We start from the raw sequence: 19,153 nt of genomic DNA, 5'->3' as shown, positions 1-19,153 counted from the left end.
GTGCGTCATCCAGTTGGTTCTCCTTGCGGCCAGGGCCCTGGTCGCTACACGCAGAATTAACAGAACGTAAACCGTACTGCAACGAATCTTTCGTTTTGGCCATATAACCCGCGAAATAGATCACATAACCGCGCGATATACGTGCTAAAAGCATGCAATACTTGCTCAAGGCAAGCTCTGGATGACGTCATGTCTGATCAGCACATCGCAGCAGTGGCACAGGTGCGTGCCTTCAATCGGTTCTACACCCGGCAGATCGGCGTGCTCGAAGAGCACCTGCTGCGTAGCGACTTCACCCTGACGGAAGTGCGCGTGCTGTTCGAGCTTGCCGAGGGGCAGGGCATCAGCGCCGCCCAGCTGGGCCAGCGCCTTGGCCTCAATGCGGGGTATCTCAGCCGGTTGCTGAGCGGGCTGCAGACGCGCGGTCTGCTACGCCGCGAGCCCTCTGCCATGGACGGGCGTGCGAACCGGTTGGTGCTGACCGACGCGGGCAGGGAGGTCTTCGCGCAACTCGACGCCGCGTCCAACGACAGCATCGGGGGCATGGTGCAGACCCTGAGTGAGCCGGGCCAGCAGCGGCTGGTGGAGGCCATGACGCAGATCCAGACCCTGCTCGGCGGCGCTGCGAGCCAGTACGTGCTGCGTGATCCCCGCCCCGGCGACATGGGCTGGGTGATCCACAAACACGGCACCCTGTATGCGCGTGAGTTCGGCTGGAACGCGGAATTCGAGGCGCTGGTGGCCGACATTGTCACGCGTTATCTGCGCGAGCACGACCCGCAGACCGAGCGCTGCTGGATTGCCGAGCTGGACGGCACCCCGGTGGGCTCGGTGTTCGTGGTCCGGCATGACGCGCAGAACGCCAAGCTGCGCCTGCTGCACGTGGATGCCAGCGCCCGTGGCCTCGGCATCGGCCAGCGGCTGGTCGAAGAAGCCATGACCTTTGCGCGCGCGGTGGGCTACAAGCGCATGGTGCTGTGGACCAACGCGGCGCTCACTGACGCGCGACGTCTGTACGAGCGCGCCGGGTTCGAATTGCTGACCGAGCAGCACGAACAGCTGTTCGGCATGCCCCAGGTGTCGCAACTGTGGGCGCGCGCACTGTAACCAGGGGCATTCTGCAGTAGAAATACGGTATTGCTGAACAAGTCAGCTTGTTACGCTCCTGCACGTCGGCATCGCGCAGGACGCTGTGGACCCAGGTCCACTTCCCCGACCGTCTGGCGGACTCGTCAGTAAGGAAGACAACACGTGAACCAGTTGATCGCCATCCGGGCGTTCGCCCGCGTCGTGGAGACGGGCAGCTTCACGCGGGCCGCCGAAGCGCTGGAGATGCCTGCAGCGACGCTGAGCAAGACGGTGCGCGAACTGGAGGCGCATCTGGGCGTGCGGCTGCTGGAGCGAACCACGCGCCGCGTTTCAGTGACCGCCGAAGGCGTCCTGTATTACGAGAAGGCCGGGCGCATCCTGCATGACCTGGAGGACATTGACGCCTCATTCGGCGCGGTGAGTGATGCCCCGCGTGGGGTACTTCGCGTCGATGTCGGAGGGGCGACGGCCCGCGACGTTCTGGTGCCGGCATTGCCTGACTTCCTCGACCGATTTCCCGACATCCGGCTTGAGCTGGGCGTTTCCGACCGGCCACTCAGTCAGATCAGCGAGCACGTGGACTGCGTCATCCGCATAGGCGCGCTGGCCGATGCCTCGATGGTCACCCATCTGCTGGGCTATGCGAGCGCGGTGACCTGCGCCAGCCCGACTTACCTGGGCTGGCATGGCACCCCGGAGCATCCGGATGCGCTGCGCCAAGGTCACCGGCTGCTGAACTTTCTCTCGCCGATGAGCGGGCGACCGTTCCCGTTCCGCTTCGCACAGGGCGAGGATCGCGTGGAGATCATTGCCGAGAACCAGCTGGGCATCAACGAGAGCAACGCGCATCTGGCCGCGGCTGTCGCCGGGCTGGGGGTGATCCAGACGTTCCTGCATACCGCCCGTCCTGCACTGCAGTCGGGTGCGCTGGTGGAAGTGCTGCCCGAGTGGCGGCCCGCTGCGCTGCCGCTGCTGCTGGTTTACCCGCAGACGCGGCAGATGACGCACCGGCTGCGGGTGTTCGTGGAATGGGTGGTGGGGGCGTTCCAGCAGCGACTGGGCTGATCAGCGCGGCGGCAGCCAGAACATCAGCGCAACGATGACCACCAGCAGCGCTACCACGACCCAGCGGTATCCATTGGGCGACAGAAAACCGAACAGTGACACTTCGGTAGTGGCGAACTCGCGGCGGCAGTTCGGACAGCGCACCTGCAATGCGACATCGCGCTGATACATGGCGTTGGTCGTGCGCAGGCCACCAGCCGAGACCAGCGCCTTGCGCGCATCAAAGCGAGTAGAGCAACCACTGCAGGTGGTGAGCTTGGCCATTGTGCAGATACTCCCCGGGTACGTCCTGAGTATGCCATGCGGGACTGGCAGGTCGGTCAGCACTGCCTTAGTGTCCCTGCAGACACCGACGACAAGGCAGTCCCATGACGCATGGCGATCTACCCGGCCGCATACGCCTGAGCGGGCAGCGCTCGCTCCGTGCCGGCCTGTTGACCGTGCTCCTGTTGTTTGCACCTGCAGCGGGCGCGCAGCAATCCCTGCATTGGACAACGCCCGCAGGTGCAGACACCAGACAGCTGGATGGGGCCATCGCGGGATTGGCACGGCAACTGCTGGAAGGTAGTGACGCTGATTCCCTCACACCCGTGCAGCGCAGCCACCTGCTGCTGGTGGCTGGCCGACACGCGCAGGCGTCCGCGGCCATTGCCGCCCTGATGCAGTCACTACGCGAGCAGGGCAACGAAAGCCAGGCACAACGATGGACGCCGTACCTGCTGATGGCGCAGGCCGGTTGCCCGGCCCGGCCCGGATTCGATCGTGCCTATGCGGCCGCATTCTCGGCCCGGTTCGCCGCACTTGACGATGTGTCCGCGCTGAAGACGCACTATTGGTTCACCACCAACCTGCCGGTTGCGCAGGCGAAACTGGATGCCACCTTGGCCGCGCACGCCAACAATGCCAGTCTGACCCGCGAGCAGGCGCTGGACGTGGTCCGGCAGACCGCCTTCGTTGAGACCTTCCGCGTGGCCGGCAGACTTGCGCCCGATCTGATCCGGGCTGATGAGGATCGGCGCTTCGAGATCGACGATGCGGTCCGCATTCCGGCTGCGGAGGGCGTTGTGCTGTCGGCGCACGTGGCACGTCCGCGCAGGTCCGCATCGCCGCCTCCGGCCGCGATGCTGTTCACCATCTACACCGACCCGGCCCGCAATCGCACCCAGGCCGCGCTGGCCGCGGCGCACGGCTATGTGGGCGTTGTCGTCGATGCGCGCGGCAAGCGGCTGGGGACGGGCACTGCCGCACCCTACGAAACCGAGGGCGTGGATGCGGCCGCCGCCGTTGACTGGATCAGCCAGCAGCCGTGGAACGACGGGCGCGTGGTGATGTACGGCGGCAGCTACTCCGGCTTTGCCGCATGGGCCGCCGCCAAGCATGCACCGCCGGCGTTGAAGGCCATTGCGCCCTACGTGGCGGCAATCCCGGGCCTGGGCCTGCCGATGGAGAACAATGTTTTCCTGTCGGCCAACTACGCGTGGCCGTTCTACGTGGCCAACAACCGTCTGCTCGACAATGACACCTACAACCAACGAGCGCGTTGGGACGCCCTGACGGAGCGCTGGTACGCCTCCGGTCGTCCCTACCGGCAGATCGACCAGGTCGACGGCACGCCCAACCCCTGGCTGCAGCGCTGGCTGGCGCATCCCGACTACGACGCCTACTGGCAGGCGATGGTCCCGTATGGTGACGACTTCGCCCGCATCCGCATTCCGGTGCTGTCGATCACCGGTTATTACGATGACGGGCAGGTCTCGGCCCTGCAGTACTTCCGCGAACACACCCGGTACCTGCCCGATGCCGATCACCGGTTGCTGATCGGCCCCTACGACCACTTCGGCACGCAGGCCAACGTCAAGGCGATGGAGCTGCGCGGTTACAGCGTGGACCCGGTCGCCCAGTTCGATACCGATGCCATCACGTTCCAGTGGTTCGACCACGTCTTGAACGGCGCACCCTTGCCAGCATTGCTGGCCGACCGGGTCAACTACCAGCTGATGGGCACCAACCGTTGGGATCACGCGCCGTCGCTGCACGCGGCGGGTGGTGGCATGAAGACGTTCCACCTTTCCAGCGAGCGTACGGATGCGGGATACCGGTTGATGGAGACCACTGCGCCGCCGGCTGGCGTGTTGACCCGGACCGTGGACTTCGCTGACCGCAACAGCAGTCGCCATAACTACTACCCCTGGCCCATCCTGCGCGACGGGCCGCCGGATAACGGGGGACTGACATTTGTCAGTGCACCGTTTGATCAGCCCATGGACATGGTCGGCCCGTTCACCGGCGACCTGAAGATCCGCATCAACAAGCGCGATGTCGACCTGACGGTGACGCTGTATGAATGGCAGAAGGACGGCAAGGTGATGCAGCTCTCGTACTACGTCGGCCGGGCCAGCTATGCTGCGGACATGACCACCCGCCACCTGCTTACCCCGGGTCAGTGGACCCACGTGCCGTTGCAGCGCACGCGCATGACCGGCCGCCGCCTCGCTGAGGGCAGTCGCCTGCTGGTGGTGATGGATGTGCTCAAGGATGCCGAACACCAGGTCAACCATGGCACCGGCAAGGATGTCAGCGATGAGTCGGTCGCCGATGCAGGTGAGCCGCTACGTATTGAGTGGAGCGCTGAAAGCATGCTGCGTGTGCCATTGCGTGCGGCGGTCGCGGAATGACTGCTGGTCGTTCATCTGCGCGCCGTCTGCGGAGTTGGGTTGTGGGGCTGCTGATCCTGGCGGTACTGGGGGTGTCGGCCATGACGCTGTGGAACAGCGAGTGGCTGAAGGCACCGCGCGCGCTGTGGGAACTGTCGCGCCTGCCACCGCCTGACGCGCTGCCTGTCCCGGTGGAGGGCGTGGCAGCGCGCCGCATTGCTGACACCTTTGGTGCCCCGCGCGGACGTGACCGCACCCATGCCGGCGTGGACATCTTCGCCAAGCGCGGCACGCCGGTGCGCAGCGTCACGCGCGGCGTGGTGGTCGCCGTGCGCGATACGGGCCTGGGTGGTCGCCAGGTCTGGGTGGTGGGGCCGGCCCGCGAGCGCTACTACTACGCGCACCTCGATGACTGGCGCGCAGGCCTGCGCGAGGGCGAGGTCGTCGCCCAGGGCGATCTGCTGGGCTACGTCGGCACCACCGGCAATGCCGCCGGTACGCCGCCGCATCTGCATTGGGGCATCTACGGGGCGGAGGGGGCGTACGACCCGCTGCCGCTGCTGAAAGCCTGGAAACCGTCAGCGCAGCGATAGCGCCTGCTGCGCCTGGATCTGCGCCAGCTTGTGCGGGTTGCGCTGTACCAGAATCTGCACGATGTGTTCGCCGTCGGTGTCGAACGCCATCGCCGATTCCAGCTGCGTACCGAAATAACGCAGTACGCCGACGCGGCCGTTGAATACCGCCGGTACCATGCGCAGCTCGGCGCGCCGGCGCAGGGTGGGCGCGAACAGCAGCTGGGCGATGCGTGCGCCGCCAAGCATGGGCTTGGGGAAACTGCTGACGATGCCGCCGCCGTCGCCCATCAACTGCGCATCGCGGTCCATCAGCGCCATCATCGCCTTCAGGTCACCGCGGTCCAGTGCGGCGGTGAACGACTGCAGCAGTTGTCGGTGGATTTCATGCGGCACTTCGTGCAGACGGCGTTCCTCGCGCAGGCGCTGGCGCGCACGGTGCACGATCTGCCGGCAGCTGGCTTCGCTTTTTTCCAGGATGCGCGCGATTTCCGGGTATTCCCGCTCGAACACGTCGTGCAGCAGGAACGCCGCCCGCGCTTCTGGGGCCAGTCGCTCCAATACGGCGAGGAACGCCACCGAAAGATCGCTGGCTGTTTCATGCAGATGTTCCGGGGTGGCGCTCTCGTCCGTAAGCACCGGTTCGGGCAACCAGATGCCGACGTACTGTTCGCGTGTGCGCCGCGCCAGGCGCAGCTCGTCGATGGCCAGGCGGGTCGACGTAGCGACCAGCCAGGCCTCGTCGTTCTCGATCACGTCGCGGTCGGTCCCGTTCCAGCGCAGCCAGGTTTCCTGGGCGATATCCTCCGCTTCGGCCAGCGAACCGAGCATGCGGTATGCCACGCCGATCACGCGCGGGCGGTGCTGCTGAAAGCGGGCGGTGGCGTCATCCATGGCGGCATTCAACACGACAGCGGCCGGCACGGGAAGTGCCAGCCGCGATTACCGCAAGAAGGTTCAATGCGGCGGCAACACGGCGGGCTTGCCGGCGTCCTTGAGCAGGAACACCACGAACCGTGCCGGTTCAGTCTGGCTCGCATTACGACCGACCGTATGCAGGTCGTCGGGACCTTCGTGGAAGGCTTCGCCCGGCCCGAGCGTCACCTCCCGGCCCCCTTCGACGCCCATCACGATCCTGCCTTCCAGCACATACACAAAGCCGTGCGCGTCGTGCCGGTGCACCGGGTCGGCTCCGCCGGGTGGGTACTCGACGGTCAGGATCAGCGCTTCCTTGCCGGGGTAGTCCGGCAGGGGCTGGGTCATCACAGCGGTGACGACCGGTTCAGGTGGCGAGCTCAGGGCAGGGGCGGCGCTCGCTCCTCCGCACAGCACCAACATCAGGGATGACAACAGGACGCGCATGACGGTTTCTCCAGGGGGATCAGGACAGATTGGCCTTGTCGATGCCGAATGCCTTGTCGCGCGAGCCCGGCTCGCTACGGAAGGCGATGTTGATGCGGTTCCACGCATTGATGGCCATCACCGCGTGGGTGAGGTCGACCACTTCCTGTTCGGACAGTTGGCCCCGTACGCGTTCGTACAGATCGTCGGGAACGCCCTGCGGGGGAAGCTGGGTCAGCACTTCGGTCCAGGCCAGGCTGGCGCGCTCGCGTGGGCTGAACAAAGTGGACTCACGCCAGATCGCCAGGTGGTGCAGGCGCAGCGGGCGTTCGCCGTGGATCGTGGCCTGCTTCACATGCATGTCCACGCAGAAGCCGCAGCCGTTGATCTGCGAGGCGCGGATGGACACCAGGTCCTGGATGCTCTCTTCAATGGTGGTTGCGTGCGCGGCCATGCTGTAGTCGAGCAGCTTCTTGAACAGCGCGGGGGCCTGTTTCTGGTAATCGAGACGTTCGGTCATGGCGGGGTCCTGTCAGAAAAGGGGGAGAAGGTTCGGGGCGTTACCCGAGCCTGCAGGCTAGGTGGGCACACGCCGGCGCAGTAGCCCGTCGCGCGTCCACACCGTGTTGATCACCCGGCACCAATCTTTTTTTCCCCGGGGTGTCACAGGGCCGGATGCTGGCCCGTCTGCCTTGCATGAACCCCGATAACGCCGCCCCGCACGCAGGCCCGCCTCGTCCCGCCGAACAGGTGTGGATGACCTTTCTGCAGGCGCTGGACAGCCTGCCCGCCGATGTGCGGCTGACCCTGCTGCTGCATGACGTCGCGGGCATTCCACTCGAATCGCTCATTCCGCTGCTGGGGCTGCCCGCTGAACGCTGTCGGCAGCATCTGGAGGCAGCCCATGCCTGTCTGCAGGACCACGCCCGTCATTTTGGAGCGACCCCGCCATGTCCCTGACCGAAACCCTGGCTGCCGACGAGGGCAGCGATGCGCTCACTACCGGCTTCTCCGCCAGCTACGCCGGGGTGATGGCGTTCATTGCGGTCGCGCACGAGGGCAGCTTCTCGCGTGCGGCCGACCGGCTTGGCATCGGCCGCTCCGCGGTAAGCCGCAGCGTGCAGAAGCTGGAAGGCCAGCTCGGCGTGCGCCTGTTCCTGCGCACAACGCGCTCCACCTCGCTCACCCGCGAGGGCGAGCTGTTCCATGAAGGCTGCCGACCGGGCGTGGATCGCATACTGCAGGCGCTGGAAGAAATGCGCGACCTGCGTGATGGTCCTCCGCGAGGTCACCTGCGGATCAGCGCTACGGGCGGATTCGGGCGCAAGGTGATTGCGCCGTTGCTGGCCCCCTTCCGGGCGCGCTTTCCCGACGTCAGCCTGGAGTTGCTGCTGGAAGAGCGCGCGTTGGATCTCGCCGCCGACCGCATTGACGTGGCGTTCCGGGACGGCGTGCTTGAGGACAGCGACGTGATCGCCAAACACCTGATTCCGATGCAGCTGCTGGTATGCGCCACCCCAGACTACGTGGTGGCGCACGGCTTGCCCGAGCGGGTGGAGGAGCTGGACGCGCACGCCTGCATCAGCCTGCGCCAGGTCAATGGCCGGCTGCAGCCCTGGGAATTCCGCGTGGACGGGCGGGCGCTGGCCGTCGAGCCGGACGCGGCGCTGGTGTTCAATGACGCAGACCTGGCGCTGCAGGCAGTGATGCAGGGGCAGGGGCTGGCGCAGCTGCCCAACTACCAGGTGCGTGCCGCGCTGGATGCCGGCGAGCTGGTGCGCTGCCTGGACCGCTATGCCGCCGATGACCGGGGGCACTACCTGTGCTACCTCAGCCGCCGCCAGCTACCCAAGCGCATCCGCGCATTCATCGATTTCATCACCGCCGAGGTGCGCGCGCTGGACCTGGACGTGGTGACGCACTGGGAGAACACGCTGCGCACACCGGCCCCCGCGACCTTGCCGGATCCGGCCGCCTGGCGATGAGGGTCATTGGTGCGTGGCGGGCAACAACGCGCGTCCTGCCAGGGATCTACTGAGGCATACCGCGGGCGCCTAGCATCGGTGCTGTACCTCTACCCAGCCCTGGAGCATGAACATGAAGATTCTGGTCATCGGCGGCACCGGCCGCATCGGCAGCAAGGTCGTCGACCGCCTGCGTGCGGCGGGACACGAGATCGTCATCGCGGCACCGTCCACCGGTATCGACATCATCAGTGGCGAAGGACTGGATGCGGCAATGGCAGGCACCGACGTGGTGGTGGACCTGGCCAATTCACCGTCGTTCGAAGATGCCGCCGTGCTGGAATTCTTCCAGACCGCCGGCCGCAACATTCTGTCGGCTGAAGCGCGCGCCGGCGTTGGCCACCACGTGGCGCTGTCGGTGGTGGGCACCGACAAACTGGCCGCGAGTGGTTACTTCCGCGGCAAGATCGCGCAGGAGCGCCTGATCCGCGACTCCGGCATCGCCTATACCATCATCCACTCGACCCAGTTCTTCGAATTCCTGCCGGGCATCATCCAGTCGGCGGGTGATGCGCTGCACCTGCCCACGGCGCTGGTGCAACCGATCGCGGCCGAGGACGTGGCGGATGCGGTGGCCCGCATCAGCGTGCAGCCCGCCATCAACGGCGTGGTTGAAATCGCCGGTCCGGAGCGGGCATCCATGGCCGAGCTTGCGCAGCGATTCCTGGACCGTACCCAGGATGCGCGTCGGGTGACCGGCGACGCCGAAGCGCCTTACTTTGGTGCGCAGTTGCAGGACGACACGCTGGTCCCGGTGGGTGAGGCATGGCTGGGCAAGCAGAACTTCGATGGCTGGCTGCAGGGCTCGGACTTCGCCCGTCATGCCTGACGTACCTGACGACGCTGGCCCGCCGTTGAAGCCGCCTTCGCCAGGCGTGCTCGACAAGTATCACGGCGATGAGGTGCGCCCGCTGTACACCGGGCGGGTGCGGGTCAGCGGTGGCGTGGCCGGTCACGGGCGGGCGTCGGGAATCGCGGTATCGGACGACGGTGCGTTGGCATTGGACCTGCGATTGCCGCCAGCGCTGGGTGGTCCCGGTGGCGGCAGCAATCCCGAACAGTTGCTGGCGGCCGGTTATGCCGCCTGCTTCCACGGAGCCATGATGCTGCTGGCCGCGCGCGCCGGCCTGATGCTGGTCGATGCCTGCATCGATGTCGGTGTGACCTTCTCGCGCGACCCCATCGACGGGCTGTACCTGCTTTCCGCGGAAGTGGAGGCCTATCTGCCCGGCATGGAGGCCGCGGTGGCGGCCGAACTGGTCCGCAACACCGAACGCGTCTGTCCCTACGCAAAGATGTTCCGTAACGGCATCACCCATGTGGTGTCGGTGGTACCGACCACCGCGCCGTCATCCCCTTGATGGAGACCCTGGCCATGCACGCCGGACGCTCATACACGTTTCTCGAATTCCTGCGCTGGACCCGCCGCCCGTTGTACGCGTTGATCCTGCTCGATCTTGCGCTGGTCGCGCTATATCAGCTGGCCGGATGGCATTGGCTGGCAGTGCCCTGGAATGTGATCTTCATGCTGGGTACCACGGTGGCGTTGATCGTGGGGTTCAAGAACACCCAGACCTACAACCGGTTGTGGGAAGCGCAGCAGGTGTGGGCATCGATCACCTCCGCCAGCCGGGTCTGGGGCGCGATGACCCGCGACTACGTCGGCAACGCCGAGCTCACCCGGCGGCTCGCCTACCGGCATGTGGCCTGGTTGACCGTGCTGCGCTACCAGATGCGTGACAGCAAGGCATGGGAGACCACCCAGGCCGCGCCGAACGTCGAGTATCGGAAGCACTATGAAGTGCCCGAAAAGGCACGCGCGCTCGACATGGAGTTGAACAAATACGTTTCCGGGCCAGAGCGTGCACGCATCCTCGGTGCAGGCAGTCGCGCCACCGAGGTGCTCAACCTGCAGGGGGCGGATCTCAAACAGATGCTGGATGCCGGGCAGATCAGTGCCGGTGCCTTTGCCGAGCTGCAGCGCGTGCTGCGCGACCTGCACGACCAGCAGACGCGTAGTGAGCGCCTGAAGAACTACCCCTACCCACGGCAGTACGCAATCATCAATGTGATCTTCGTGCGCATTCTGTGCGTGCTGCTGCCATTGGGCATGATCGATCTGTTTGCCCCGCTGGACAATGTCGTCGGCGGTGTCATGGCGGGCCACATGGTGTGGCTGGCGGTGCCACTGAGCGTGCTGGTGTCGTGGATGTACGCGTCGCTGGACCAGGTGGGTGAAAGCAGTGCGAATCCGTTCGAGGGCGGGGCCAACGACATCCCCATCTCGCAGATCTGCGTGTCCATCGAGATGGATCTGCGACAGCTGCTGGACGAGCGCGACGTGCCGGTGGCACCGGTCCCGGCCAGTCCCATCCTGCTGTAGCGCAACCCCGGAGCATCCACATGAACATCGTCGTCATTGGCGGTCATGGACTGATTGGAAGCCGGGTGGTGGAGCGGCTGCGCGACGCGGGCCACCAGGTAACGGCGGCGTCACGGCGTACCGGCGTGGACACCCTGACCGGGGCGGGACTGGCGGAAACACTGGCGGGGGCCGAGGTCGTGCTGGATGCGTCCAATGCACCGTCCTTCGACGCACCGGCGGTCGGTGACTTCTTCCAGCGCAGCACTGCCAACCTGCTGGCCGCGTGCGCACAAGCCGGCGTCGGCCACTTCATTGCGCTTTCGGTGGTCGGCACCCCCTACCTGCAAGGTAGCGACTACTTCCGTGCCAAGGCCGTGCAGGAGCAGCTGGTTCTGCATGCCCGTCTACCGGCAACGCTGGTGCGGGCCACCCAGTGTTTCGAGTTCATGGCACAGCTGATTCCGCCGGGTGCCGAGCGTGAGCCGGTGCGCCTGCCGGTGGCGCTGGTGCAGCCGCTGGCCGCCGATGACCTGGGCGAGGCCCTGGGCCATCTGGCGACCGGGCCGTTGCCGGGTGGCGTGGTGGAGATCGGCGGACCGGAACGGCATCGCCTGTTTGAGCTGGTGGAGTGGGTGATGTATTTCCACCAGGACGACCGCCCGGTCATCGGCGACCGGGACGCGCGTTACTACGGCGCAGCACTCAAGGAGCTGACGCTGACGCCTGGAGCCCAAGCCATCATCGGCACGACCCGCTTCGCGGATTGGCTGGCCCGCCATACCGCCGGCCAGCTGCCACATGTGAACCAGCCCGACCCCTTGCGCTGAACGGACGCGGCAGCGTCATCGTGCGGTCGTCTACGTGCGCTACAACGTGCGCTGTCGCGCGGCAACGCGCGCGCAATGCGCTCTAAAGTTGATGGAGGCTCGGCCGATACCGATGCGTCCTTCTGCCTGGAGTGCGCGATGCACGCCGTGTCCCGTCGCCTGTTGTCCTTCACCCAACGCATGGACGCGTTGCCGCTCTGGCGCGCGCTGTCACCCAAGGTGATGGCGCTGCGCCGGATGAGTATCGCCAACAAGCTCAAGGTGAGCCTGGTGGTCTGTGGCTCCGGCCTGCTGGTGGTGGCCGCCGTGTATGGCTGGACGCGCCATAACAGCGAGCGGGCGGCCGATACGTTCGCCCGGCACCAGCAGCATACCGCGTTGGCGGCCGCATTGAACGCGCAGGTGGCCGATGCACGTCGGCTGCAGACCCGCTACGCGGTCAGTTTCGATGATCAGGATCGTGCTGCGCTGCTGGCTGCTCGTGACCGTTTGCAGGCCACGTTGGTGCAGCTGCCGTCCGAGGGGGCGGACACGGCAGGCACCGCCGCGGCACTGAAGGCGCTTGGCGAGCGCATCACCGCATTTGCCGAGGGCATTGGCGCGTTGAACCAGCGCGTTGACGAGATGGGGCGGGGCGAGGAGGGGCTTCGCGCGCAGCTGGAGGCGGCTGGCAACGCGCTGGATGGCTTGCTGGAGAGCACGCAGCGCCCGGCGCTGAGCGCGCAGGGGCAGGCCATGCGCCGGCAGGAAGCCTTGCTGCTGCTGAGCGGAGACAGCCAGCACAGCGACCGCGCCAGCGAAGCCAAACTGCCCTTTGAACTGGTGCTGGGCGAATCCCGGCTGCCCCCGGCCGAGCAGGACGCGCTGCGCACGGCCATGGACGCTTACCAGGGCGCGCTGCTGGCGTATACCGCCGCGCGTGTCGGGCTGGACGTGGAGGCGATGTCGCTGGCCGATACCGCTGAACAGATCGGCCCGGCGCTGCAGCAGCTGGAGAACAGCCAGGTAGCATCACTGGCCGCCGCGCGTGATGGTCTGCAGACCCAGGCGCGGGCCATGACCGTGCTGTTCGCGCTGACCCTGCTGGTGGTGGCCGGCATGTTGATTGCCACGTTGCTGCTGGTGCTGGGGTCGGTACGCCGGCCGATCGCCGACACCCTGCGCTTTGCCGAGGACATTGCCGAAGACCGGCTCGATACCGTGCTGGAAGTGCGCAACCCGCATGACGAGATTGGCCAGCTCGCGCAGCGCCTCACCCACATGCAGCAACGTCTTCGCGCGCGCATCGAGTCCGAGCGCGCTGCGGCCCGCGACAATGCCCGCGCACGACAGGCACTGGACAGTGCGCAGACCGGCATGATGGTGCTGGGGGCAGACGGCTCCATTGCGCTTCTCAACCAGGCGCTCTGCATCGCACTGAACCTGGATGAGGCATCGTGGCGCGGTCGCCCGGCGCTCGCGCTGCATCCTGCGCTGGCTGGGGTAGTGGCCCAGCTGCAGCGGGCCGAGCCGGGTACCCATGAGATCGAGCACCAGCAGGTGCGTTACCAGTTGGTGATCAACCCGATGCAGCACGACGGGCAACTGCTCGGGGCGGCGGTGGAGTGGCGCAGCCGTGCGCTGGAAACCACCGTGGAAACAGAAGTGGCCGCACTGGTGGACGCCGCCGCGCATGGCGAGCTGGATGTGCGTCTGGCCGTGCATGACAAGCGGGGCTTCCTGCGAACCCTCGCGGTAAGCATCAATGGCTTGCTCGACACATTCCAGGGCAATCTGCGCAGTGTGCAGGAACTGCTTGCCGCGCTGGCGCGAGGCGATCTGGGTGCGCGCATGCAGGGTGATTTCCAGGGCGTGTTCGCTGACATGCGCGACGATGCCAATGCCAGCGTCCAGCAGCTGACCGACATCGTCACCCGCATCCAGCACGCGTCGCAGGCGATCAACGGCGCAGCTGGTGAGATCGTCGCCGGCAACCGTGATCTGGCGGTGCGAACCGAACGGCAGGCCGCGCATCTGGAAGAAACGGCGTCGTCAATGGAAGAGCTGACTGCGACCGTGCGCCAGAACGCCGATGCGGCGCGCCAGGCCAATCAGCTGGCCATCGACGCGGCGCGGATTGCCGCAGAGGGCGGCGCATCTGTGGCGCAGGTGGTGTCCACGATGGCTGGGATTGCCGATTCGTCCCGGCGCATCGCCGATATCATCGGGGTCATCGATGGCATCGCTTTCCAGACCAACATCCTGGCATTGAATGCGGCGGTCGAGGCCGCGCGCGCCGGCGAACAGGGGCGCAGCTTTGCGGTGGTCGCCGGCGAAGTGCGTCTGCTGGCCCAGCGCAGTGCCGATGCCGCCAAGCAGATCAAGGACCTGATCGAGGCGTCCGTGGACAAGGTCAACGCCGGCTCGCGTCAGGTCGACCAGACCGGGGCGACCATGGACGGCATCGTGCGCAGCGTCGAGCAGGTGACCGCGATCATGGCCGGCATCTCCGCGGCTTCACAGCAGCAGAGCGCAGGGATTGAACAGGTCGGAAAGACCCTGCTGCAGATGGATGGCAGCACCCAGCAGAATGCCGCCATGGTCGAAGAAGCGTCGGCCTCGGCGCAGGCAATGCAGCGTCAGGCCGAACTGCTGGGTGATGCGGTCGCCGCCTTTCAGTAGACGTCGCGTCGGTAGCGGCCTTCAGCCAGCAGGGTATCCAGGCTGGCTTCACCGAGGATCTCACGCAGGACCTGGTCCACGCCTTCAGCCATGCCATGCAGTGAACCGCAGACGTAGATGCTGCCACCCATGGCCACCCAGTCGTGCACGGCCTGGGCCTGATCACGCAGTCGGTGCTGCACATAGCCGCCGCCGTCCGGATCGCGGGAGAACACGCGATCCAGCCGGCGCAGATGGCCCTGCTGCTGCCACCGCTCCATCTCATCGGGGTACAGGCTGTCATGCGCTGCGGTGCGTTCGCCGAATATCAGCCAATGCCCGCCGTCGCCATGTGCAGCGGCCTCACGCAGCAGGCTGCGCAGACCGGCAATGCCGGTGCCGTTGCCGATCAGCAGCATCGGCGCGTGCTCCGGGTAGCGGTGGAAGCCGCTGTTGCGGCGGACCCGTGCCTGGATGGGAGTGCCCTCGGTGGCGTGCACGCACAGCCAGCCGGAACCGAGTCCGGGCCGCCCGTCGGGCAGCGACGTGAGCCGCACCACCAGCTGCAGGCTGTCGTCCTGCATGACCGAGGCAATCGAGTATTCGCGGTGGGCAGGCACCGCGTCGGCGTTGCCGGTCTGCTGACCCGGAACGATCTCCAGAATGTCACCCGCCTGCCAGCTGGCATGTTCGGGCGGGGTCAGCTCCACCTGCCAGATCGCGCCGGCGGCGCTGCCCGGATTGAGCAGGCTGCGTCGTTTCAGTATCCAGTCCTGCAACGGCTCCGCCGCCGGCAGTGGCACCGGGTCGCTGATGCCGGTGAGTGCGGCCAGCTGGTTCTGCCACTGCGCCAGCGCAGCGCCATCATCGCGGTTGACCTCCACCGTGGGGAACAACGGCCGGGCACCTTGCGCGGCCAGCCATGCGTCGACCGCACGTGAGAAACCGCAGTAGCGCGCGTACTCGTGATCTCCCAGCCCCAGCACCCCGTACTGCAGATCCGCCAGCGGCAGGTTCTGCGGCAGCAGGCGGCGCTCGAATACCCGGGCGGCGTCGGGTGCTTCGCCGTCGCCAAAGGTACTGATCACGAACAGGGCATTGCGTGCCTGCTGCAGGCTGGTCGCATCCAGCTGACCCAATGGCTTCACCTGCACCGGCATGCCGGCCCCTTGCAACTGGGCGGCAGCGCGCCACGCCAGTTGCTCGGCGAATCCGCTCTGGCTGGCAAAGGCGACCAGCCATGGAGCCTGTCCCTCGACGGGCGTGCCGGTCATCGGCTGCCGCGCAGCGCGCACTTCGCACTTCGCGCTTGCGCCGGCGGCGATCCAGATACAGCATCCAGCCGGTAATGAAGAACAGCAGCATCGCCAGGCTGGAAAGCATGACGATGACCCGGCCCGGCAGCCCGAAGAAACTGCCGGAGTGCAGGGCGAACATGCTGGTCATGGTCTTGCGCCCGGCGCTCATCTGCCGGTACGGCTCGTGCTGCAGCAGGACACCGCTAACCGGGTCCAGCTGCACGTTGTCCTGGGCACGGTCGTGGGCCGCTTCGGTGGACTGTACCCGTCCGGTCAATGGGCGGCCCGGCTTGTTGGGGAAGCGCAGGTCGATGTAACCGTGGCGAACGCCGGGCAGGGCGTACAGCGTGTGCTCGACGCGCTTCATGTCCAGCGCGCCGTTGCTGGCGCGCAGGGCGGGTTCCTCGCGGCCGGGCCCGCCCAGCAAGTGGGTCGCGCCCGTGCGGTACCAGTCGAATGACCACCACAGGCCGGTCAGTGCCAGCAGCAGGTAGACCACGAGCACCCAGGTGCCCACCACCGAGTGCAGACTCCACAGGAAGCTGCGGCCGCTGCGCGACCACTCCACCGCCAGCCAGGTTCGCCAGTGCCACCACTGCCTTGGCCAGCGCAGATACAGGCCGGAGAGCGCGAAGAACACCAGGGTGACGGCACAGATGCCGGTGATCAGTTTGCCCCGGTCGCCGGCCACCAGGTGCCGATGCAGGTCCTCGACGAAATCGAAGAAGGGCAAACCGCGCAGGTCATGCAGTCGTTGGCCGGTGTAAGGATTGAAGTACCGCCAGTGCTGCTTGCCGCCCTCGAAACGGGCGACCGACAGGCGTTGACCGGTGGCATCCACGCGCAGGCGCTGCAGCGGACGGTCGGTGCCTTCCTGCAGTCGCGGCAGCAGCTCGCTCAGGGCCAGTGGCTGCTCGCCAGCGGCATGGCGCTGCGCGACGTCGGCAGCCGCCGGGTTAAGGGCGCGCACGATCTCGTCTTCAAACGAGAGCGTTGCACCGCTAAGACCCATGATCGCCAGCACGGTTCCAGCGGTGATGCCTAGCAGCCAATGCAGCTGGAACAGGATGGTTTTGAACATGTGGAATCCGGTGGGGCAATTGCCGGGCATGGCCCGGCACTACGGAATGACGGATGTAGTGCCGGGCCATGCCCGGCATCACGTCAGAAGTCCAGCTGATACCCCAGTGTCACCGTGCGCCCCCGGCCCGCGAAGTACCGGTCCGGCTCAATCAACGCGCTCTGCGAGTAGTACGTGATGTACTGGCGATCAAACAGATTGGCCACGCCCAGCTGCACGCTGCCCTTGCTGAGCGTGTACTCGGCTGCCAGGTCAAACAGCGCATAGCCCTGGAACTGCTTGGCCGCTTCGTCGAAGTTGCGGTTGAACGCGTATTGGCCCTGCACGAAGGTGGACAGCTTCGGCGTCCACTGCGCCGACCACGTGGCGATGGCACGGTTGGGCGCGATATTCAGTCCGTCCAGCCGGGCATCCAGGTGGCCGTCGGCGTCGCTGTCATAGCGGCCGCGCGTCCAGGCATAGGACAGGCCCAGCGCATGGGCGTCATTGAGCTGATAGCGCACGCTGGCATCCAGACCCTCGATGCGGGTCTTTTCACGAGCCATCTGGAATGCACCATCGACCGAGATGATGCGCGTGCCCAGGTCCGAGCGTGACTGGAACACCGCCACGTCGGCCTGCCACGCGCCGGTGCGCACACGTGCCCCCAGTTCGGTGTTGCGGGTCAGCACCGGCTCCAGTGCATTGAGGTCGGCCACCGACGTGCCGGGCGTGTTGATCGAGCGCAGCACGCGGCCCACGTCCGGCATCCCGAAGCCTTCGGAATAGCTGCCGAAGACATTGAAGGTTTCTGTCGGCGCGAACACCAGACCGGCGTTGTACAGCGTCTCGCCAAAGCGCAGCTTGCCGCCCTGCACATTGACGCGGTTGTAGCGGTACAGCGTCTGGTAGCTGTCGATGCGCAGCGTGGCTTCTTCGCGGCGGATGCCGCCCTGCGCGGTCAGCGTCGGCAGCAGTTTGTATTCGGCCTGCAGGAATCCGGCGGCGTTGCGGAATTCGGAGTTCGGCACATAGGTGCGGCCGGTGCCGTACAGGTCCTGCTTGCCGCTGTCCTGCAGCAGATCGACGCCACCGGTGAGCTTCAGCGTGCCGTCAAGCAGGTCATCGCGCCCCAGGCTGGTCTTGGCTCCCCACTTGGACGCCACCGAACGCGACTGGTCGTACAGGGTGCCGACCGGCGCGATCAACGGATCCTGGAAGGTGGACGAACGATCGCCGCCGAACAGGCCTTCGAATTCCTGGTTGAACACCATCGCGCGCAGTTCCATGCCGGCCAGATCGTGATGGGTGTAGGCCAGGCCGGTCGTCCAGACGTCGTTCCACGGCGGGGTGCCCGGCGGCGTACCGCGGACCGAGGTGGTCGGCAGGCCGGTGGTGCGATTGCCGGACACGGTGAGGTACTCGGCTTTGGATTTGATCCGGTAGCGGTTGGAGCTGAACTGGAGTTCCTGGTTGTCGTCGATCCAGTAACCCAGCTTGGCGTGCAGGTCATAGGCGCGCGTGGCCATCAGGTCGCCCTGGGTGGTGTCGGTGCCGATGGCGGTGCCGTCGCCGTCCAGCCACAGCCCCTGGTCTTCGTAGCCTGCGCCGAACAGGTAGTCCCAACGCCCATTGCTGCCGCTGATGCGGTAGTCGGCGCGGTAGCTGGTGGTTTCGGCGCTGACGTCGGTGGTCGGCAGCGTGGTCTGCACGCCCACGTGCTGGTTGATCTGGCCCGGTTCTGGCTTGCGGGTGATCAGATTGATGGTGCCGCCGGTGGCTCCCAGGCCGTTCATCGCATTGGCCCCCTGGATCACTTCGATCCGCTCCACCATGGCGTAGTCGATGGTGTGGGTTTCGCGGCCGGTCGGGCGCAGCGGATTCGACTGCGGAATGCCATCGACCAGGATCAACGGCGTCCGTCCGCGCAGGGTCTCGCCACTGCCGTTCATCTTGCCGCGGCTGGGCGTGTAGGACGGCAGCAGGTTGGCCAGCACGTCGGACGAGTTGCCGCTGATGCGCAGCTGTCGCTCGATCGCCTCGCGTTCGATCACCACAATGGTCTGCGGCGCAGTGTCGGCGCTCTGGCCCGTGCGCGACGCAGTGACGGTGACCGCATCCAGGGTGCGGGCGTCCGTGGACTGGGCAACGGCATGGGCTGACAGCAGCGCGGTCAGGGCGACGAACAACGGTGAAAAGCGCACAGGCACGTCCTTGG

At 66.3% G+C, this 19,153-nt stretch carries 16 protein-coding genes and 1 pseudogene; 11 read left to right on the top strand and 6 right to left on the bottom strand.

Going from position 1 to position 19,153, the window contains the following annotated elements:
* Nucleotides 1-189 precede the first annotated feature (189 nt).
* Nucleotides 190-1,107, top strand: a complete 918-nt coding sequence (locus RT551_RS08310; protein WP_313457378.1) for a bifunctional helix-turn-helix transcriptional regulator/GNAT family N-acetyltransferase — start codon at nt 190-192, stop codon at nt 1,105-1,107.
* A gap of 144 nt (nt 1,108-1,251) precedes the next feature.
* Nucleotides 1,252-2,154, top strand: coding sequence for a LysR family transcriptional regulator (locus RT551_RS08305; RefSeq protein WP_313457376.1), 903 nt, complete (start codon nt 1,252-1,254; stop codon nt 2,152-2,154).
* Here RT551_RS08305 and RT551_RS08300 read toward each other — a convergent pair whose 3' ends face one another.
* Nucleotides 2,155-2,418, bottom strand: coding sequence for a hypothetical protein (locus RT551_RS08300; protein ID WP_313457373.1), 264 nt, complete (start codon nt 2,416-2,418; stop codon nt 2,155-2,157).
* Between the two features lie 104 nt (nt 2,419-2,522).
* Between RT551_RS08300 and RT551_RS08295 the strand changes: the two genes are divergently transcribed.
* Together RT551_RS08295 and RT551_RS08290 are read left to right on the top strand one after the other, a co-directional pair.
* Nucleotides 2,523-4,829, top strand: coding sequence for a CocE/NonD family hydrolase (locus RT551_RS08295; RefSeq protein ID WP_313457371.1), 2,307 nt, complete (start codon nt 2,523-2,525; stop codon nt 4,827-4,829).
* The gene (locus RT551_RS08290) at nt 4,826-5,401 is read left to right on the top strand and encodes a M23 family metallopeptidase (RefSeq protein WP_313457369.1); all 576 of its coding nucleotides are present in this window, start codon (nt 4,826-4,828) and stop codon (nt 5,399-5,401) included. Before RT551_RS08295 ends, RT551_RS08290 begins: the two co-directional genes overlap by 4 nt.
* Here the strand turns inward: RT551_RS08290 and RT551_RS08285 are convergent.
* From RT551_RS08285 to RT551_RS08275, 3 genes are all read right to left on the bottom strand, one after another.
* Entirely contained in the window at nt 5,387-6,274 is an 888-nt protein-coding gene (locus RT551_RS08285) for an RNA polymerase sigma-70 factor (RefSeq protein WP_313457366.1), read from the bottom strand. The genes RT551_RS08290 and RT551_RS08285 overlap by 15 nt on opposite strands.
* A gap of 63 nt (nt 6,275-6,337) precedes the next feature.
* Nucleotides 6,338-6,742, bottom strand: a complete 405-nt coding sequence (locus tag RT551_RS08280) for a cupin domain-containing protein (RefSeq protein ID WP_313457364.1) — start codon at nt 6,740-6,742, stop codon at nt 6,338-6,340.
* Between the two features lie 19 nt (nt 6,743-6,761).
* Entirely contained in the window at nt 6,762-7,241 is a 480-nt protein-coding gene (locus RT551_RS08275; protein ID WP_313457362.1) for a carboxymuconolactone decarboxylase family protein, read from the bottom strand.
* Between the two features lie 236 nt (nt 7,242-7,477).
* Here RT551_RS08275 and RT551_RS08270 point away from each other — a divergent pair, with 236 nt between their 5' ends.
* The 7 genes from RT551_RS08270 (at nt 7,478) to RT551_RS08240 (ending at nt 14,598) form a co-directional block, all read left to right on the top strand.
* Nucleotides 7,478-7,681, top strand: a complete 204-nt coding sequence (locus RT551_RS08270) for a hypothetical protein (protein WP_313457359.1) — start codon at nt 7,478-7,480, stop codon at nt 7,679-7,681.
* On the top strand, nt 7,672-8,706 hold the full coding sequence (locus RT551_RS08265) for a LysR family transcriptional regulator (RefSeq protein ID WP_313457357.1): 1,035 nt from the start codon (nt 7,672-7,674) through the stop codon (nt 8,704-8,706). Before RT551_RS08270 ends, RT551_RS08265 begins: the two co-directional genes overlap by 10 nt.
* A gap of 112 nt (nt 8,707-8,818) precedes the next feature.
* Entirely contained in the window at nt 8,819-9,574 is a 756-nt protein-coding gene (locus RT551_RS08260; RefSeq protein WP_313457354.1) for an SDR family oxidoreductase, read from the top strand.
* On the top strand, nt 9,567-10,106 hold the full coding sequence (locus RT551_RS08255; RefSeq protein ID WP_313457352.1) for an Ohr family peroxiredoxin: 540 nt from the start codon (nt 9,567-9,569) through the stop codon (nt 10,104-10,106). Before RT551_RS08260 ends, RT551_RS08255 begins: the two co-directional genes overlap by 8 nt.
* Before the next feature lie 14 nt (nt 10,107-10,120).
* On the top strand, nt 10,121-11,128 hold the full coding sequence (locus RT551_RS08250; protein ID WP_313457349.1) for a bestrophin family ion channel: 1,008 nt from the start codon (nt 10,121-10,123) through the stop codon (nt 11,126-11,128).
* A 20-nt stretch (nt 11,129-11,148) separates the two neighbouring features.
* Nucleotides 11,149-11,937: an NAD(P)H-binding protein gene (locus tag RT551_RS08245; RefSeq protein WP_313457346.1), complete on the top strand. Its 789-nt coding sequence runs from the start codon at nt 11,149-11,151 to the stop codon at nt 11,935-11,937.
* Nucleotides 11,938-12,117: 180 nt separating this feature from the next.
* A complete protein-coding gene (locus RT551_RS08240; RefSeq protein WP_313457450.1) occupies nt 12,118-14,598 on the top strand; it encodes a methyl-accepting chemotaxis protein in 2,481 nt (826 codons plus the stop codon).
* Here the strand turns inward: RT551_RS08240 and RT551_RS08235 are convergent.
* Nucleotides 14,592-16,956: pseudogene (locus RT551_RS08235) on the bottom strand (sulfite reductase flavoprotein subunit alpha). The gene RT551_RS08240 and the pseudogene RT551_RS08235 overlap by 7 nt on opposite strands.
* An 83-nt stretch (nt 16,957-17,039) precedes the next feature.
* Nucleotides 17,040-19,139, bottom strand: coding sequence for a TonB-dependent receptor (locus RT551_RS08230; RefSeq protein ID WP_313457343.1), 2,100 nt, complete (start codon nt 19,137-19,139; stop codon nt 17,040-17,042).
* Nucleotides 19,140-19,153 lie beyond the last annotated feature (14 nt).

The organism is Stenotrophomonas sp. (assembly GCF_032103445.1).
In the GTDB taxonomy this organism is placed as follows: Bacteria; Pseudomonadota; Gammaproteobacteria; order Xanthomonadales; family Xanthomonadaceae; genus Stenotrophomonas.
Note: the sequence above shows the minus strand (reverse complement) of the source record. Positions and strands in the feature narration are given on the sequence as shown.

What these genes read in the sequence shown, in the direction of transcription:
- RT551_RS08295 (WP_313457371.1), top strand. Translation starts at nt 2,523, where the DNA reads ATGACGCATGGCGATCTACCCGGCCGCATACGCCTGAGCGGGCAGCGC.
- RT551_RS08270 (WP_313457359.1), top strand. Translation starts at nt 7,478, where the DNA reads ATGACCTTTCTGCAGGCGCTGGACAGCCTGCCCGCCGATGTGCGGCTG.
- RT551_RS08245 (WP_313457346.1), top strand. Translation starts at nt 11,149, where the DNA reads ATGAACATCGTCGTCATTGGCGGTCATGGACTGATTGGAAGCCGGGTG.
- RT551_RS08310 (WP_313457378.1), top strand. Translation starts at nt 190, where the DNA reads ATGTCTGATCAGCACATCGCAGCAGTGGCACAGGTGCGTGCCTTCAAT.
- RT551_RS08265 (WP_313457357.1), top strand. Translation starts at nt 7,672, where the DNA reads ATGTCCCTGACCGAAACCCTGGCTGCCGACGAGGGCAGCGATGCGCTC.
- RT551_RS08275 (WP_313457362.1), bottom strand. Translation starts at nt 7,241, where the DNA reads ATGACCGAACGTCTCGATTACCAGAAACAGGCCCCCGCGCTGTTCAAG.
- RT551_RS08250 (WP_313457349.1), top strand. Translation starts at nt 10,121, where the DNA reads ATGCACGCCGGACGCTCATACACGTTTCTCGAATTCCTGCGCTGGACC.
- RT551_RS08285 (WP_313457366.1), bottom strand. Translation starts at nt 6,274, where the DNA reads ATGGATGACGCCACCGCCCGCTTTCAGCAGCACCGCCCGCGCGTGATC.
- RT551_RS08255 (WP_313457352.1), top strand. Translation starts at nt 9,567, where the DNA reads ATGCCTGACGTACCTGACGACGCTGGCCCGCCGTTGAAGCCGCCTTCG.
- RT551_RS08290 (WP_313457369.1), top strand. Translation starts at nt 4,826, where the DNA reads ATGACTGCTGGTCGTTCATCTGCGCGCCGTCTGCGGAGTTGGGTTGTG.
- RT551_RS08240 (WP_313457450.1), top strand. Translation starts at nt 12,118, where the DNA reads ATGGACGCGTTGCCGCTCTGGCGCGCGCTGTCACCCAAGGTGATGGCG.
- RT551_RS08300 (WP_313457373.1), bottom strand. Translation starts at nt 2,418, where the DNA reads ATGGCCAAGCTCACCACCTGCAGTGGTTGCTCTACTCGCTTTGATGCG.
- RT551_RS08280 (WP_313457364.1), bottom strand. Translation starts at nt 6,742, where the DNA reads ATGCGCGTCCTGTTGTCATCCCTGATGTTGGTGCTGTGCGGAGGAGCG.
- RT551_RS08260 (WP_313457354.1), top strand. Translation starts at nt 8,819, where the DNA reads ATGAAGATTCTGGTCATCGGCGGCACCGGCCGCATCGGCAGCAAGGTC.